At 63.8% G+C, this 14980-nt stretch carries 12 protein-coding genes and 1 pseudogene; 2 read left to right on the top strand and 11 right to left on the bottom strand.

The window, feature by feature from the left end; genetic code table 11:
• Nucleotides 1–7: 7 nt before the first annotated feature.
• The 3 genes from PYR72_RS34140 to PYR72_RS34130 form a co-directional block, all read right to left on the bottom strand.
• Entirely contained in the window at nucleotides 8–1111 is a 1104-nt protein-coding gene (locus tag PYR72_RS34140; RefSeq protein WP_275458863.1) for a Gfo/Idh/MocA family oxidoreductase, read from the bottom strand.
• 123 nt (nucleotides 1112–1234) lie between these two features.
• Nucleotides 1235–2320, bottom strand: coding sequence for a glycosyltransferase (locus PYR72_RS34135; RefSeq protein WP_275458862.1), 1086 nt, complete (start codon nucleotides 2318–2320; stop codon nucleotides 1235–1237).
• A gap of 46 nt (nucleotides 2321–2366) precedes the next feature.
• Nucleotides 2367–3323 (bottom strand): SDR family NAD(P)-dependent oxidoreductase, encoded by a 957-nt coding sequence (locus PYR72_RS34130; RefSeq protein WP_275458861.1) that lies wholly within the window; start codon nucleotides 3321–3323, stop codon nucleotides 2367–2369.
• A 1509-nt stretch (nucleotides 3324–4832) separates the two neighbouring features.
• Between PYR72_RS34130 and PYR72_RS34125 the strand changes: the two genes are divergently transcribed.
• Nucleotides 4833–5759, top strand: a complete 927-nt coding sequence (locus PYR72_RS34125) for a glycosyltransferase (protein ID WP_343245548.1) — start codon at nucleotides 4833–4835, stop codon at nucleotides 5757–5759.
• A 22-nt stretch (nucleotides 5760–5781) separates the two neighbouring features.
• Here PYR72_RS34125 and PYR72_RS34120 read toward each other — a convergent pair whose 3' ends face one another.
• The 4 genes from PYR72_RS34120 to PYR72_RS34105 form a co-directional block, all read right to left on the bottom strand.
• Nucleotides 5782–6315 (bottom strand): transposase, encoded by a 534-nt coding sequence (locus PYR72_RS34120; protein ID WP_275460597.1) that lies wholly within the window; start codon nucleotides 6313–6315, stop codon nucleotides 5782–5784.
• Nucleotides 6312–6851 (bottom strand): winged helix-turn-helix domain-containing protein, encoded by a 540-nt coding sequence (locus PYR72_RS34115; RefSeq protein ID WP_275458860.1) that lies wholly within the window; start codon nucleotides 6849–6851, stop codon nucleotides 6312–6314. Before PYR72_RS34115 ends, PYR72_RS34120 begins: the two co-directional genes overlap by 4 nt.
• Before the next feature lie 220 nt (nucleotides 6852–7071).
• Complete coding sequence (locus PYR72_RS34110) at nucleotides 7072–8448, bottom strand: IS1380 family transposase (protein WP_275453335.1); 1377 nt, start codon at nucleotides 8446–8448, stop codon at nucleotides 7072–7074.
• Between the two features lie 142 nt (nucleotides 8449–8590).
• Nucleotides 8591–9340 (bottom strand): transposase, encoded by a 750-nt coding sequence (locus PYR72_RS34105; RefSeq protein ID WP_275453271.1) that lies wholly within the window; start codon nucleotides 9338–9340, stop codon nucleotides 8591–8593.
• A 143-nt stretch (nucleotides 9341–9483) separates the two neighbouring features.
• Between PYR72_RS34105 and PYR72_RS34100 the strand changes: the two are divergent.
• Nucleotides 9484–9860: pseudogene (locus PYR72_RS34100) on the top strand (transposase); the annotation flags it as partial.
• A 201-nt stretch (nucleotides 9861–10061) separates the two neighbouring features.
• Here the strand turns inward: PYR72_RS34100 and PYR72_RS34095 are convergent.
• From PYR72_RS34095 to PYR72_RS34080, 4 genes are all read right to left on the bottom strand, one after another.
• On the bottom strand, nucleotides 10062–12032 hold the full coding sequence (locus PYR72_RS34095; RefSeq protein WP_275458859.1) for an ABC transporter ATP-binding protein: 1971 nt from the start codon (nucleotides 12030–12032) through the stop codon (nucleotides 10062–10064).
• 201 nt (nucleotides 12033–12233) lie between these two features.
• Nucleotides 12234–13280 (bottom strand): phosphotransferase, encoded by a 1047-nt coding sequence (locus tag PYR72_RS34090; protein ID WP_275458858.1) that lies wholly within the window; start codon nucleotides 13278–13280, stop codon nucleotides 12234–12236.
• 172 nt (nucleotides 13281–13452) lie between these two features.
• Nucleotides 13453–14337 carry an aminoglycoside phosphotransferase family protein gene (locus tag PYR72_RS34085; protein ID WP_275458857.1) on the bottom strand — a complete coding sequence of 295 codons (885 nt, stop codon included), beginning with the start codon at nucleotides 14335–14337 and terminating at the stop codon, nucleotides 13453–13455.
• 133 nt (nucleotides 14338–14470) lie between these two features.
• Nucleotides 14471–14968 (bottom strand): LuxR C-terminal-related transcriptional regulator, encoded by a 498-nt coding sequence (locus PYR72_RS34080; protein ID WP_275458856.1) that lies wholly within the window; start codon nucleotides 14966–14968, stop codon nucleotides 14471–14473.
• Nucleotides 14969–14980 lie beyond the last annotated feature (12 nt).

The raw sequence follows: 14980 nt of genomic DNA, 5'->3' as shown, positions 1-14980 counted from the left end.
TTAGATGTCAGGAGTTCTCCTTGTTCCCGCCCGGCGCCGAACCATCGGTCATCGTGAAGTCACTATCGAGAACCAGCGGTGCGCTGGCATCCAGGAACTCGCTGGCGTACCGCTGCCCGATCGCCTTCCGCCAGCGATCCTGCACGGTGAGGTTGCCGAGCGTGTCATGCCACGACATCTGAGGTGCCTGCCGGAAAGAGATGTGTGCCGCGACGGCATCCGCCTCGGCAGCATAGACATACGCTGGTGGGGCCTCAATCTCCTGGGGCACTTTGCCAATCTGGTGTAGGACGAAACAGATGGGCTTACCGTCGCCGCCGAACCATGGATCGGGCACGTCGATCCAGCCCTTGCTGCCTGCGATACGGACACGCTTCTCGTCGGCCAGCCGTACGCCGGTCGTGAGATGGGCGGTGATCCCGTCCTCAAAGGTGAGGGTGGAGAGGGCCCACTCGTCGACACCGGTCTCGCCGATATGTCCCGCTGCGGTCAACTCCACAGGTTCGGTGAACGGCTTCCCGGTCGCGGCCCCTGCCAGCAGGCGAGCCATGGAAACGGGATAGCCGCCGACGTCGAGGATACCGCCGCCGGCCTGGTCATTGGCGTAGATCCGGCTGTTCGGGTTGAATGCGGCCGCGAAGGCGGCGGCCGCCTGGATGTGGTGGACCCTCCCGACCACTCCCTCGCAGACGAGCTTGACCAATAGATCAGTCTGCGGAAGGCAGCGATACATGTACGCCTCCATCAAGAAGACGTCATGCCGCCTTGCAGTCTCGATTGCTGCAGCACCCTGTGCCCTGTTGATCGCGAGCGGTTTCTCGCACAGCACGTGCTTGCCCGACTCAGCCGCGCGCATCACCCACCGCGCGTGTTGTGGGTGAGGAGTTGCAATGTAGACGGCGTCGACGCCTTCATCGGCAAGTAGTTCTTCGTAGGAACCATGGTGATGTGGGACGCCGAATCGCTGGGCGAACGCTTGCGCGGAGGCCGCGCTGCGGCTTCCGACGGCGGCGAGCATCCCAGTCCGGGAGAAGGGTAACTGTTGGGCGAACTTGGAAGCGATGTTGCCCGTTCCTATGATGCCCCATCTGAGCCTGGTGCTGTCCTGCACTGATAGAAACCTCACGATGGATTAGTTGACCTGGGTAGGCTCCTTGGCACGCCAGGGCCCGCTCTGCAGTAATTATCTCAGGCACAACTCAGTTAGAAGTAAATGCGGCCTACCTCACACCAATTACCGCCCAAGGAATTTCTCCCATACGTGTATTGCATTCTCCACCTGGAAGATCTGCGCGTGTTCCATGGCTGCGGAACCCATTCGCTCTCTCATCTCTGTATCACGCATGACAAGCCGAAGCGCCTGCCCAAAGCCCTCTATGTCATCAGGCTCGGCAAGGAAACCAGTGATGCCATCTTTGACGATGGATCGCACTCCACCAGAAACATTGAACGCAACGGAAGGGAGCCCGCATAGTGCTGCTTCTGCCAGCACCATCCCGAACCCTTCATGTTCGCTGGACAGAGCGAATATCTCCGCATTTCGATATTCGCTTTCCATTTCGGAAAACTGTTTCCTTCCAGCGAATTCGACGCGCCCTTCCAAACCTCGATCAGCTGCATGCTGTCGAAGGGCAGCTTCTTCGCTGCCGTCACCAACGAAGCGAAGTTTCCAGCCTGCAACCCCTGCGATTGAAAAGCTGTCGATCAATCGATCAAATCGCTTGATCGGCGCAAGGCGACCTGCAGTAAGAACAGTTCGTTCTAGCCTCGGTCTGTGCGATGTGTGCCCCGCCTCAATGTTTACTGGATTGGGAAGCCAAATTGCGTTCCGCACACCACATTCTTGGAAGCGTTGAACATCTTCCTCGCTGGAGAAGCTGAAAGCCTCATACTTAGAGAAGTTTTCGAGCACGTACTTGCGGTCATCCTGCGCTCGTGAACCCTCGTCAGTCGCGTCGCTCACCGAATACTCGTATGAAGGATGAAACTGAGCAAGGAGCCGGAAGTTTCGTGTATCAATATCTTCCATCCAGCGTGCAGACCGGATGCACTCAGTAACAATCCATCCATCTCCGATATCACGCAGAATCCGCTCCAACTCTTCCTGCGCAGTTTCATGAGCAGATCGGTTCACAGTTGGATCGATCGGGGCATTTAGTCCAATCTTGCGCGATCCTCGTTGCTGCGGGGAATCGAATACACCGACCTGCCAGACATCGTGCCCTCGCGCCGATAATCCTGCGGAAAGATTGAAAATCACCTTCTCGATTCCGCCGAGCACGCTAAGCCAATCTCCGACAATAACTACCCGCACCGACATCTCCCCTTCTTATTGCGCGATGTTCCATATCAGCAATTCTGAGGCTTCAGTATGCTTCGCCGCAGGCGTCTTCTTTAGACAGCGGCTCCACCTCTACCCGGATGATATCCGAATCTATCCTGCCTAGAACAGAATCTCCCTCCCCCCAGAGCTGCTCATGAAGCTTCTCGCCGGGCCGAAGGCCGATATATTCGATGGGTACATCGTTTTCAGACTCCTTGATCATACGGCGAGCTAAATCGTCAATTCTGATCGGGGCTCCCATATCCAGAACTAGCGTTTCTCCAGACCTTCCCTGTGAGGCGGCGTAAAGCGCTAGGTCAACTGCTTCCTCGATGGTCATTAGGTACCTTGTCACATCTGGATGAGTGACAGTTACAGGGCCTCCATTGGCAATCTGCTCCGCGAACGTATGCAACACGGAGGCACGGCTCCACATTACATTACCAAATCGGATACTCAGATATCTTTTTTTATTGGATCGCCCGTAATGGGCTGTCATCCTCTCTGCGAGTCGCTTTGTCTTCCCTAGTACCGTGACTGGATTCGCGGCCTTGTCGGTAGAAATGTTAACGAATGTCTGAACTATCTCGCTTGCGCAGACTTCGAGCAAGTTACTTGTGCCAATGACATTAACCCGGAATGCCTCATCCGGATGTTCTTCAAGGATCGGAACCTGCTTCAATGCTGCAGCATGGATTACAGTATCTGGCGCATATTTCTTGATCTTTTGCCTGAGATTTTCCATGTCACATATGTCGGCGACACATGATTGCAGATCTATCTGACGATTCCTTGTAGATCGGGTTATTTCGGTAATTACTTCGTGCAGCCTTGAATCATCCCGATCAAGTGCCACTAAAGCATGCGGATTAAGCTCCATGATTGCCCGGCATATCTCAGATCCGATGGACCCGCCCGCTCCCGTTACTAATACACGTCGTCCATTGATCATCCTCCCGATAGAGGCCGCATTTGCCTGTGAGTTCCTCTTCATGTCCATGTCGCTTCGCGGTCGAAATGTACGCAGAGCCTGAGTCCTCATTGCGTTTCTCCTCGCAATTTTCGCCGCTCCGCCGCCGTTGCAGCGGATCCAGCAGTTTCGCATCGGCCAACAGTGTTGAGACCGTGGTTTTTGCCGTGTTTTTCGATGGCTACTGCGTAGCCATCGGATCAATTGGGTTACTTACCAGCGGATGGTATGAAGCCCATTCTCGAACGGATTAGTCGCCACGTGCAGCGTGGTTCTATACGGCGAAATGGGGTTTCGCCGAACTTTCGCCTCAGCACAGGTCAACCCCTGCATCGGCACGACGAACTGCTCGACTGGGCGCCGGCAGCTGTAGTGCTGTGGTGCGCTACCTAAACCTGAGGATCAGTGGGTGACAAGCTTTCGCATCTCTATCGCGCCAGCCGCTGAGAGTCACCAAACGGTCTGAGGGCCATGATGTGATCGAGAAGCAGGATGGGTCACGCGTGTTCGAGATCACGTTTAATGATCAACAAGGAGTGGAGAGCCTCCACGATAAGAGAAAAACCGCTGGTCCTCAGGGTCAGCCGTTGCGGGCAGTAGGTTACGATGCCGGCCGCTTCGACAGTTTGGCACCAGAAGAGTTGACTGAAAACTACCGCAACCGAGGTGATCATCCAGTCAGATTCTCGGGAGTGTCCCAATAAAACTCTGCAGCGGGTGATGAATTTGACCGACTCGCTGCGGGGTGCATCTGTAGCTAAATTGAACTATAGCGGACACGTTGGATCCTGTAATGAAAGAACCCTCTTTACTCCTCCCCTGCCACTTCGTGACAGTCCCCCCTTGACCATGGTCAGGATCACTCGTTATGTTGAGAATGCAGAAAAAGAGAGTTGGTCGATGCGTATCCTTCCCTCAGGATCGAGTGGCTAGCAGCGGTACGTTCGCAGCCTCCCTCTCTGTTTTTATATGCAGGATTACGGGATTGAGCGCAGCGCGGTGCCTTGGCCTGTTCAAGTCATCTTCGCGATATTATCCTGACTGCGATCACTCAAAGGAAGGGCAGCGTTGATTCTTTATGCCTACCTCTCCCCAGCCAGACCATTTCAGCAAGTCCGGGACATTCACGCCGCGTGAGTCGGTAGAAAATCCGCATGTAACCGCGCTCGCGCAAACATGTGGAGGGGGAGAAGGCGGGCAGTGCAAGATAAAGGCCGCCTGCTACGGGATTGGGGCGATCTTTCCGGTGGTCATTCTCGATGCGGCCAGTCGGTGGTGCCCGCAAGTTGGCGTTGGCCTTCCACGGCAACAGTCGCAAAATGGACACTGCATGCTCGTTCTTCGCTGGACCGGCCCGGATGGCGAGGAAGACGCTGCCTTGACCCTGCTCATGCAAGCCGCAGCCCGCGTTCCACACATGCCAGCTACAGAAGCTGAACTCGTAGCTTACCAAAGGTCATTACCACTCGGCGTTTATGTAATCGCCTTACCTGCCGAATGCATCCTTGGGCCCTGGACCCTTGACGGAGCAGCGAGTTGATGCCTCCTGTCCCGGCTCATGGCATACCCCACGCGTCCGTTCTCGTCTCTGTCTTGGCGTTTCTGCACCGTCTTGAGGCTCTGAGATGTCTATTTCGAGCAGCTAGGCAGCTAGCACTAGGTGATCTCAAAAGGCCCCTGTCCCAAGTCAACCTCCGCGAGGGAGTTCCTGCTGTGCCTACTCTGAATGCCGAAGTCGCCATCATCACACCGACCCGTTTACTTTCTGAGCGCCGACTATTCCTAGTAGAGCTGTATGAGAGCCTTTGCAATCAGGATGTTTCATGGGAGTGGATCTTGTCTCTGGATGGTGTTCACTTATCCGGGCTGCCAGCCGAGCTGAGCGGTGATCCACGAGTCAAGGTAGTCACTATCCCTAGAGAGGTTGGAGCTGGTGCCGCGCGAAATTTCGCATTGAACGAGGTCTCCGCAAAATGGTGTACCACGGCGGACGACGACGATCTGCTTCCCGAAGCGTCGCTATCGGCCCGACTCGCACATGCTTGCACCTACAATCTGGGGTGGACCGCTGGCTGGTCGGCTGACTTACATCCCGATGGATCGACCACCACATGGCGCTGCCCGACTCCGCCGGGGTTCCACGCCCCAGGCGACGTCTGGTGTTATTGGGAATCTCCAGATGCAACCATCCCGATCGGTCCGACCACGCTACTCGCACGCACAAATCTCATTCGCGGCAGCGGTGGTTATGCAGCACTACCACAAGGCGAGGACTATGCCTACCTCGTCGGCATTACGGGCACTGCCCACGGTGCGCTGATTCCTACCGTTGTATACCATTACAGAAAACATCCCGAGCAGATGACGGCTCACCCTAGCTATCCAATATTGGAGTCTCGTGCTAGGCGATTCGCGTACAGTCAGGGTAAGCACCTGGCGGCAAAATATGGTGCACTGCAGGCATAGTACTGAGTTTGAACTCGTGAAGTTACGGCGGGGAAAGGGCCAGGCCGGTCTCTGTGAGGCAGCCGTCGATCAGGTGGGGGCGGTATTGGATCTTCTTGAGGCCGCGCTTGATGACGCGGGTGAGGTGGTCGAGGTTGGCCGCGGCGAGGTTGGCGAGCACGCCGCGGTTGAGCAGGGACCAGATGCCCTCGGCCGGGTTCAGGTCCGGTGCGTAGGAGGGCAGCTGGAACACGGTCAGCCAGTCGGTAGCGTCGATGAACTGCTGCATCTCGGTGCACGGGTGCCGGTTGAGGTTGTCCCAGATCAGGATGAGCGGGGCGCCGAGCTGGGCGTGTGCCAGGACGAGGAAGTCGCGGTAGTCCTGCCAGGTGAAGCTGGCCTGCTCGCCCTTGCGGCGGCGGTAGATGCGTAAGCGGTACAGCAGCCGCGAGCGGTAGCCGGTCCGGTAGCAGACCAGACCAGCCACCGAGACGCGTCCGGCGCCCCGCCCGCCGGGCACCCGGACCGTCGGGGTGTGACCACGCCGGGACCAGGTGCGGGCCTTCGGGGGCCTCATCGTCCGGCCGCACTCGTCCTCGAAGCAGACCCAGGCGTCCAGGTCCGCCGCCCTCTTTCCACCTGCGGCCACACCTCCTTCTTCCACACTTCAACGGCCCCGTCGTCCCGCTCGATCGCCCTGTGGGTGGGGATCTGGCACGACCAGCCGTTGCGTCGCAGCAGTTTCCACACTCCTGGCACGGTGTAGCCGATGTGGAACATCCGCCCGATCAGCGTCTTGATCCTCGTCAGCGTCCACCGCTGGTCGGCGAAGCCGTGCGCCAGTGGACCCCGCTCCAGGGCCGCCTCCAGCCGGGCGAACTGCGCCGGACTCAGCAGCGGCCGCGAGGCCGGCCCCTTCGAGCGCAGTCCGGCGACGCCCCGACGGTCGTAGGCTCGCCGCCACCGGTTCACCGACATCCGCGTCACCCGCAGTTCCCGTGCAACCTGCACGTCCGTGCGGCCCTCCTCGAACAACTCCGCGGCTGCCATGCGCACCCGCTCACGCCGCTCCCGGTCCGCAGCAGTCAGACCGCCACCTTGTGCGTACCGCATGAGACCGGCATAGCGGCACCGACGGCCAACGTCACCACCCCGTGGAACACCACGAGTTAACCTCGATCTTTCGTGACGGTCCGCTGACGTAGTCGGTGGACCGTTCCGCTTTCTGGGGCTCATGGCGGGCAGGCCGAGGGCCCGAGTTTCGTCTCGGGTGGACGCCGGGTTCCACTGCTCCGGTGGACTGGTTCCCTCGTAGGGGCGGGAAGGTTGCTGGTCAGCCGGGGTTCGACAAGAGTGCAAGGTGTTCGAGTGCGGTGGTGACCTCACCGGTCCAGGGCCAGTGGCGGGCGAGGCGGAGAACGCGGCGCCGGCCGGTGGTGACGAGTTGCCCGGCTGCGGAGAACAGGCGGAATCGCAGACGGCGGGGTTCCCAGAGGCGGGTCTGGCCTGTCAGGGCGAGCATGGGCATCCAGGCCAGCAGGTCGAGGGCGAGCTGGACGATCTCCAGCCACACCTTGTTCTGCGCGGTGTCGTGCAGGGGCAGGTTGCGCATGCCGGTCGCGCGGGCGGCCCGGATCCGGTCTTCGGCCCGGGCCCGCAGGCGGTGACGGAGCTCAAGCTGGGCGATCGGGCGGTCGGCGGTGTTGGTGGCAAAGCACGTGACCCGCATGCCATCCGCGTCGGTGATCCTCAACTGGGCTCCGGGATGCGGCCGTTCCTTGCGGACGATCAGCCGCATGCCCTTCGGCCAGCCCTCAAGGATGTCGCCGGTGAGTTCGGCGACCCATGCTCCGTCGCGGACCTCGCCGTCGGTCTCGATGGCCGGAGTCCAGGCCGATGCCGGGATCTTCAGAACGTGCTGGTGGATGGTTTCGTTGATCACCATGCCAACGGAGTAGGACAGCCAGCGCCCGCGTTGGGCGAGCCAGGCCACGAACTCGTGGGTGCCGCCCGCGGAGTCGCAGCGGATGAGGGTCTGCCGTCCGCGCCGGTACTTCTTGGGCAGTTGAGCGAGGGCGAGGCGAGTGGTGGTGATGTGGTCGGCGGCGGTGTTCGAGCCCGCGTTCCCAGGACGAAGGAGAGCGGCGACGGGTTCGCCGGTCCCGCCCGGCCCGTGGTCGACGAAGGCCATCAGCGGGTGGTGGCCGTAGGTCTTCTTCCAGGTCGGGGCGGCATCCTGCTTGTCGGAGTGGGAGACGACCAGGACTCCGTCCAGGTCCACGATCACCTGCCCACCGGTGTCCGGTGCCCGGCTGCCGGCCAACGACCAGGCGCGGGCCCGGACTTCGTGCCGGGCGGTGCGGATGGCGTTCAGCGCCTTCTCGTCCGCGGTGGCGAGGGTGTCGATCAGGCGGGAGACCGTGGGGTCGGAGGCGACCGGTCCGAACACGGCCGGCTCGGCCCGCAGCATCGCGATGTCGGCGAGGCAGTCGCCGCCGAGCGCGACCGCCAGCGCAAGGTCTACGAGTATCTTGCCCGGGTCGTGGACGGCCCGCGGTTTCCGCCAGGGGGCGAGTGCTGCGGATATGGCCTGGTCGAGGCCGGTCTTGCGGACGGTTTCGACCAGCAGCACTGAACCGGCCTGCGAGACCACGGCCCGGCCGTCGTCCCGGACAAGGACATGGGGATAGGACCCGATAGGCTGCTTCACCTGGAAAGTGCCTCCGACAGGGGCGGGAACAAGGACCTCAGCAATCCTCATTCTCGCTGGTCAGAGGCACTTTCTGCTTGCCTGATCACCTGCCGGACAGCCCGCTTCGTGAAAGCGCGAGGTTAAAGATCAGTGAGCGTTTTCAGCGTTGACTCTCCAGGGTGAGGACAGCTTTGGCCATGACGGTCATGCGGTTGGGGCTGATCCGGGACCTGCGGAAGATCTGCCAGGACTTCAGCCGTGCCATGCCGCGTTCGACTGGTGCTCTGGCCGCGGCCAGAGCCCGGTTGACGGTGCGCTGGGTGAGGGAGAGCTCACCACCCGGTGGCCGTTTGAGTCCGGTGGTGACCCAGGGGCCGGCGCCTTGGTAGGCGCGGTCGGCGAGGATCGGGACGCCCTGGCGTTCGCAGATCCGGATGATGCGGTGGGTGCGTGCTGCGGTCAGGTCGTGGGTGCGGCCCGGCAGCGCGGGCGAGATCCACATGACCTCACCGGCGGGGTCGGTGACGACCTGGACGTTCACGCCGTGCCGGCGGTGCTTGGCCGAATAGTCGGCTCGGCTGTCGCCGACGCGGTCGCACTCGGCGAGGGTCCCGTCCAGCAGGACGAACTCCGGATCGTGCTCGCGCAGAGTCTTGAGCAGGCCCGGGGCCCGTTCGGCGAGCAGGCCGGTCACGCCGGTGACATATGCGTGGGCCGTGCCGACGGATATCCCGAAGCCGGACGCGAGCCGGGTAAGGGTGTCGTGGCGGCGTAGGTACACCAGAGCGACGAGCGCCCGCTGGTGCGGCGGGAGTTTGCACCGTCGGTCACCCTCACGGGTGACGATGAGCATCGTGACCCACTCGACGAGGGCATGCGGGAGGTCGAGTGCGGCAGGATAGGAAACCAACAGGGCTCCTGTGCCGATGGGTTGAGACTTCGAACACCTCCCCCAACGGCACGGGGGCTTTGTGCGTTGCGGCCCTCACCTCGACCTCACCGGCGTCACCCGATCAGTGGCCACGCTGAAAATGCTCAGTAATGCAGGGGCGTGATGAACTGGCCGGATGAGGTCTGGTGCCGCCGGTGCTGGTGGCCGACGCCGGCTACGGACAGAACGCCGACTTCCGCGACGGACTGGAACATCGCAGCATCGCTACGTGGTGGCGATCCGCTCGGACGTGACCGTCCACCCCCAGGATGCGGAGCCCACGGCCCCCACCTGGTCCGGCAACGGCCGCAAACCCCAGCCCCGCTACCGCGACAGGCCGACCCCGGTGGCCGCGCTGGCGGCCGGCCACGGACGGCAGGCGCTCAACGAGGTGACCTGGCGGGAAGGCTCCCGCGGACCCATGCGCTCACACTTCCTGGCACTGCGGGTACGGCCGGCCGGCATCAAATCCCGCCGCCTGGCCCAGGCCGCCGCCACGGCACTTCACGTACCGAGGCATCCTCGTACCGGATCGATGCCGCTGGAACCCAGCGTGTACGGCGGGCACTGCCCGCACTCCGTACTGTCATACTCTGGACGGTACGGAGCCCTGGCGTGTGCCTTCCCGATAGTCCGCAAGAGACCGAGAACGACGGCTACAGGCTGTAGCGATTGCGCATCAAGCGCTGGATTTGCGCATTCATTGCGCATTCTCAGCCGACATTGCGCACCGACTCGCGGAACTTACAGGGGCGGGTACGCGCCCTGTGCGCTCGTTCTGCAGATCCCACAGTTCACGGAACAAGCCGTCCTGTTGAGCCAGCAGCTCCTCCGGGGTGCCGTGCTGGATGACCCGGCCCTTGTCCAAAACGACGATGCGGTCGGCGATGGTCACATTGGTGAGCCTGTGCGTGACCAGGACGACGGCCCGGTCGGCGGCGAGCCGGCGCAGCCCGGTGAAGATGCGGTGCTCGGCCCTTGGGTCGAGGGCAGCGGTCGGTTCGTCTAGGACGAGCAGTCCGGCCGGCCGATGGAAGGCGCGGGCGAGCGCGATCCTCTGCCACTGTCCGCCGGACAGTTCCTGCCCACCCCACCATTCCTTGGCCAGCAGGGTGTTCAGCCCGCTGCGCAGCCCGTCGATGACCTCGTCGGCGCCTGCGGCATGCGCCGCCGCGAGCACTGCGGTGTCCCCTTCCTCGGTGGCCTGACCGAGGGTGATGTTTTCCCGAGCTGACAGAGGCCAGCACGCGTAGGACTGCGGAACGACGGCGACACGCTCCCAGGTGGCATGCGCGTCCAGGTCCCTGGTGTCGACTCCGTCCCAGGACACGGCTCCTTCATCGGGCAGGTACAGAGCCGAAAGGATCTTGCTGAGGGTAGTCTTGCCGGAGCCGTTCTCGCCCACCAGCGCGACGACTTCGCCGCGCCGGACCTCCAGGGAGACGTCGTCGAGGGCGGGACGGTCGGCGCTCGGGTACTGGAAGGTGATGTTCTCGGCGCGTACGACGGTGGGGGCGGTCGGCGCTTGAGAGCCGCGGTCGATGCGATGCCCGCCGGCTTCGTCGATGAAGTCCGCCCAGTCGTCCAAGTACATTCCGGTGCGGAAGAGTTGGGCCCCGTAGCCGACGATCCCGTCCAGTCCCGCGCTGACGCGGCCCAGTGCGAGGAAGGCGGTGCCGACGGCGGCGACCGAGATCTGCCCGGCGAACACCAGCAGCGCCAGGGCCACCCACACCACCGCGTGGGCGAGTCCTCCCGCGACCCCGCCCAGCAGGGAGATCCTGGCCGAGCGCCAGGTGGCCTGGTCGGTGGTCCTGTCGATCCGCGCCCCGGCCGTGCGGTACTTGTCGAGCAGGAACGGCGCCATGGTGCCGGAGCGGACCTGGTCGGCGGTCTGCTTGTCGACCATGTACCAGCGCAGCATGCCTAGCAGCCGCCGGTCCTTCGTCGTGGCGAGCGAGGCGATGTAGCTGATGCGCGCCGCCCGCACGCTGGCCACGCCCTTCGGCAAGGCCGCCAGGAGGAGCAGAGGCAGAAGGATCGGGTGCACGGCGGTCAGGACAAACGCCGAGGCGATCAGCGACGCCGATGCGGCAAGGATGTACTGGGCTTCGGTGAGGAGGTCCCTGGAGACCTCCACTCCCCTGTCGGCCGCATCCCAGCGGTCGTTGTATCCGGGGTTGTCGTACGCGGCGAGTTCCGCCTTGGTCGCCGCGTCGAGGAGCTCGAGTTCGGCCTCCCGGGCGATACGCGGGGCCAGCCGGGCCGACAGCGCGGTGGAGGCGATGCCCAGCAGGGCGCGCAGACCGATGGCCCCCGACAGGACAGCAAGGGAAGGTACGGCGGAGCGGAGCTGGTCGCCGCTGATGTCCTGCGAGGCGATCAGCGGCTTGATCACCCCGGTGGTGGCCATCAGCCCGAACGCTTCCAGCACCCCCGAGAGGAGCTGCACGACCAGCAGGGCGATGACCGCGGCGCGGTCGACCTGCCAGCCCAGTGCGAGGGACCGGCGGATCAGTTGGGGCAGTCGCCGGGCCATCGCACGGGTCGTGATCGCGTTGGCGGCCTCGATACGGCGGTCGCCGGGGATGACGAACTTCAGTTCCTCATCCGAGACCTCCGCCTCGCCGGTCGGCGCGGTTGTCGCGGTGGGCTTCGGGATGGTTGTCATCGGCTCCAGCCCTCCGCCGACACGCGGTGCCCGGCCAGGGAGGTCGTACGGAATCCCACCGGATCACGCTGTTCGCGGATGAGTACGAGGTGCGGACCGATCACGGTTTGATACGCCAAGACGTCCCCCTGTGTGCCGTTCGTGGTTGAGGCTGTCGCTCGTCAGTCGTTTCGTTCAGCGCGGTCGGAAGGTGCTGGATGGTCACGACGTGCCTCCGCTCGCCTCAAGGCCGTTGAGCTCGTCTTCGAGGCCCTCAAGGTCACTGAGCAGGCGGCGGATGGCGATCTGCCGCTCGCGCCAGTGCCGTTGAAGATCCGCCTCCGCCTCCCCCGGCAGGTCGTACTCGGCGGTGGTGGCTCCGTAGAAGCTGAACAGCATGTACAGCAGCGCGATCCGGGCGCATGCCCGCACCTCCCGCGTCGGGAGGCTGGGGTGCTCCGAGCGGTAGGCCCTGGCCATCGCCAGGGCGCAAGCGGCCCAATCAGTGCTGGTGGCGACGGTGCGCGGGTCGAACGCCGCCCGCCCCAACTCCCAGGCCGGCATCGCGCTGGCGCAGCGGAAGTCGATGACGCCGGTGACTACGTCGGCGAGGGTGATCAGGTTGGTGCGGCTGAGATCCGCATGCAGCGCCTGTTCCGCCAGGGTCTCGGGCAGACGTTCCCGCAGCAGGTGGACGTGGGCCCGCAGGTCCTCACGCCGCTGGTCGAGGTCGACGCGTAGCTGGTCGAGACGGTCGTGACCTTGGCTCGTGGCTCTGGCCAGCACAACGTCGCATTTCGCTACGGCGTCCTCGACAGGCTCGGTCCGCCAGCGGGTCTGCTGCACGCGCTTCGGCAGCGGATACGCGGCTAGCGCACGGTGCATGCGTCCCATGACGACGCCGATGTGCTCGGCGAGGGGGACCGTCATCGCCGAGGGGTTCACCCGTCCGGGAGCCTCGTCGACCACGGCCCACGCACTGCCTCCCGCGATGGTGACCAGATTGTCGTTGGCGTCGGGCCACACCCGCGGAACGGGGAGCTTCGCGGCCCGGCAGTATTCCGACATGTCCCACGCGTTGCGCGCCTCGTCCAGGTCGGCCATCGACGGGTACTGCTTGACGTACAGCCGTAGCCCGTCGTCCGTCAGGACTCGCCGGTTGATGGTGTCCGTGCCCATGTGCACCGGTTCGACGATGTCGGCGACCAGCCCGTACCGGTCTTCCAGCACGTCAGCGGTCAACGTCTCGCCCCAGGCTGCTTCGTCCATACAGATCACCGACCTTCGCGTGCGGAGGGACGGCATGCCGTGGGGTGGGTGAAGGCGTTGTCCTCCGTGAGGGCTCCCCTGTCGACAATGGGGGTGTTGGTGACGGTCAGTTCGAAGGCATCGCGACGAACGCCGAACCGGTGCGGAGCCGCAGAGGTTCGAGCGAAGACGTTCACGTACGCCACCCGCCCCACACCCTCTTGCCGGTCTCCAGGCGCAGGTTCTCCAGCATGATGTGCGCCTCGTCGACCAGGCCGACGTCGCGGTGCTTGATCCCCCAGTTCAGCGAGTCCAGAGCATCCAGTGCCCCGTACGCCCGGCATGCGACAAGTTCCTCCGTGGTGAGGGGTCGGCCGTATCCGTGGTGGAAGGCGGCGTTGAGGTCGGGGCGGTGGCACAGGATCCGGTAGCGCAGCCGGCTGAGGTCCCGGTAGGCGGCGGACCGAAGCTCGGCCCGCTCGAAGTCGATGACCCGCAGCCGCTGCTCGGTCTCGTCCCACATCCAGTTCTTGGGCATGTAGTCGCCGTGCTGGGAGACCTGGGGCAGGCTCGGAGGAGCTTCCTCGGCGAGCGTGCGCACCATCGCGAGGTCGTGCTCCGGCGCGTACGCCGCCGTACGGTCCAGCAGTTGGGCGACCGCCTCGCCCCACGCCTCCTCCGTCGCTGTCGGCGTCGGCTCGTCGGCTGCCGCGGTGTGGAACCGGGCGAGCAGTTCGCCGGCCTGCTCGTAGGCCGCCCGTTCCTGTTCGGCCGGCAGGCGCAGCGTGTCGAGACCTCGTCCGGGCACGGCGGTGATCAGGACGGTGCGCGTCTGCGTGTCTGCGGCGACCAGCTCGGGTGCACGGCCGGCGTCCATGGCCACGGTCCACTTCTGGTACGCGGTCACCTCACGGTGGTGGAGCTTCGGGCCCGCGTGGACCTTCCCGAACCACCTCTCGCCGTCAGGCCCGTTGATTTCCCAGACGGAAGGCCGGATGTCGCCGGGCCTGGGGTGCTCGGTGACCACCGTGTACGTGTCGGTCACCGACTCCACCAGGTGGTGGAGTGCGCTGGGCATGTCGGTCACGGTGCGCCCTTCCGCTCGCCGAGCCCTCCGACCTCGCCACAATGGGTGATGGACCGGATGCGCTCAGTGTCCTGTTGTGGGTGGGTAGCTTGCCAGGGGGCACTGACAGTGCGGTCTGAGCTGGTCATCTGGGGGTGGGAACGCGGAGGACGGTCCCGGAGGCCATCTCGGTCAGGGACTCGTCGAGCACTTCCCAGCGCCAGCCGAGCGTCACGAGGTGCGGGTCGTTCTCGGCTTTCACGCGCTCCCGCAGGGCCCTGACCCGGGCCAGCGCGCTGTCACGGCTGATGCGGGCCCGGTCCGCGAACTCCTGTGACGTCGTACCGATTGCGACCATCCGCCATGTCTCGATCTCCGTTTCCGAGAATGCCTCCGAGGAGGCGGCCGTCTCGGGACGCTGGAGTTGCCCGGTGACGAAGCAGGCGTGGACGACGGCGGCCCGGCCTCTCACACCGAGCTTCTGTCCGCAGTGCTTCAGCTGCACGTTGATCGTGCCAACGGTGATGGACAGCTCGGAGGCGATCGCGTGGGTGCTCTCGCCCTCCGCGACCTTCTGGGCGATCCGAAGCTGTGCGGGTGTCAGCGGAAGCGTCGCGGGCGGGCGGGTCGGGCGGGCACTCACGGTTGCGCGGCC

The organism is Streptomyces sp. VNUA24 (assembly GCF_029167005.1).
GTDB lineage: Bacteria > Actinomycetota > Actinomycetes > Streptomycetales > Streptomycetaceae > Streptomyces > Streptomyces scabiei.
Note: the sequence above shows the minus strand (reverse complement) of the source record. Positions and strands in the feature narration are given on the sequence as shown.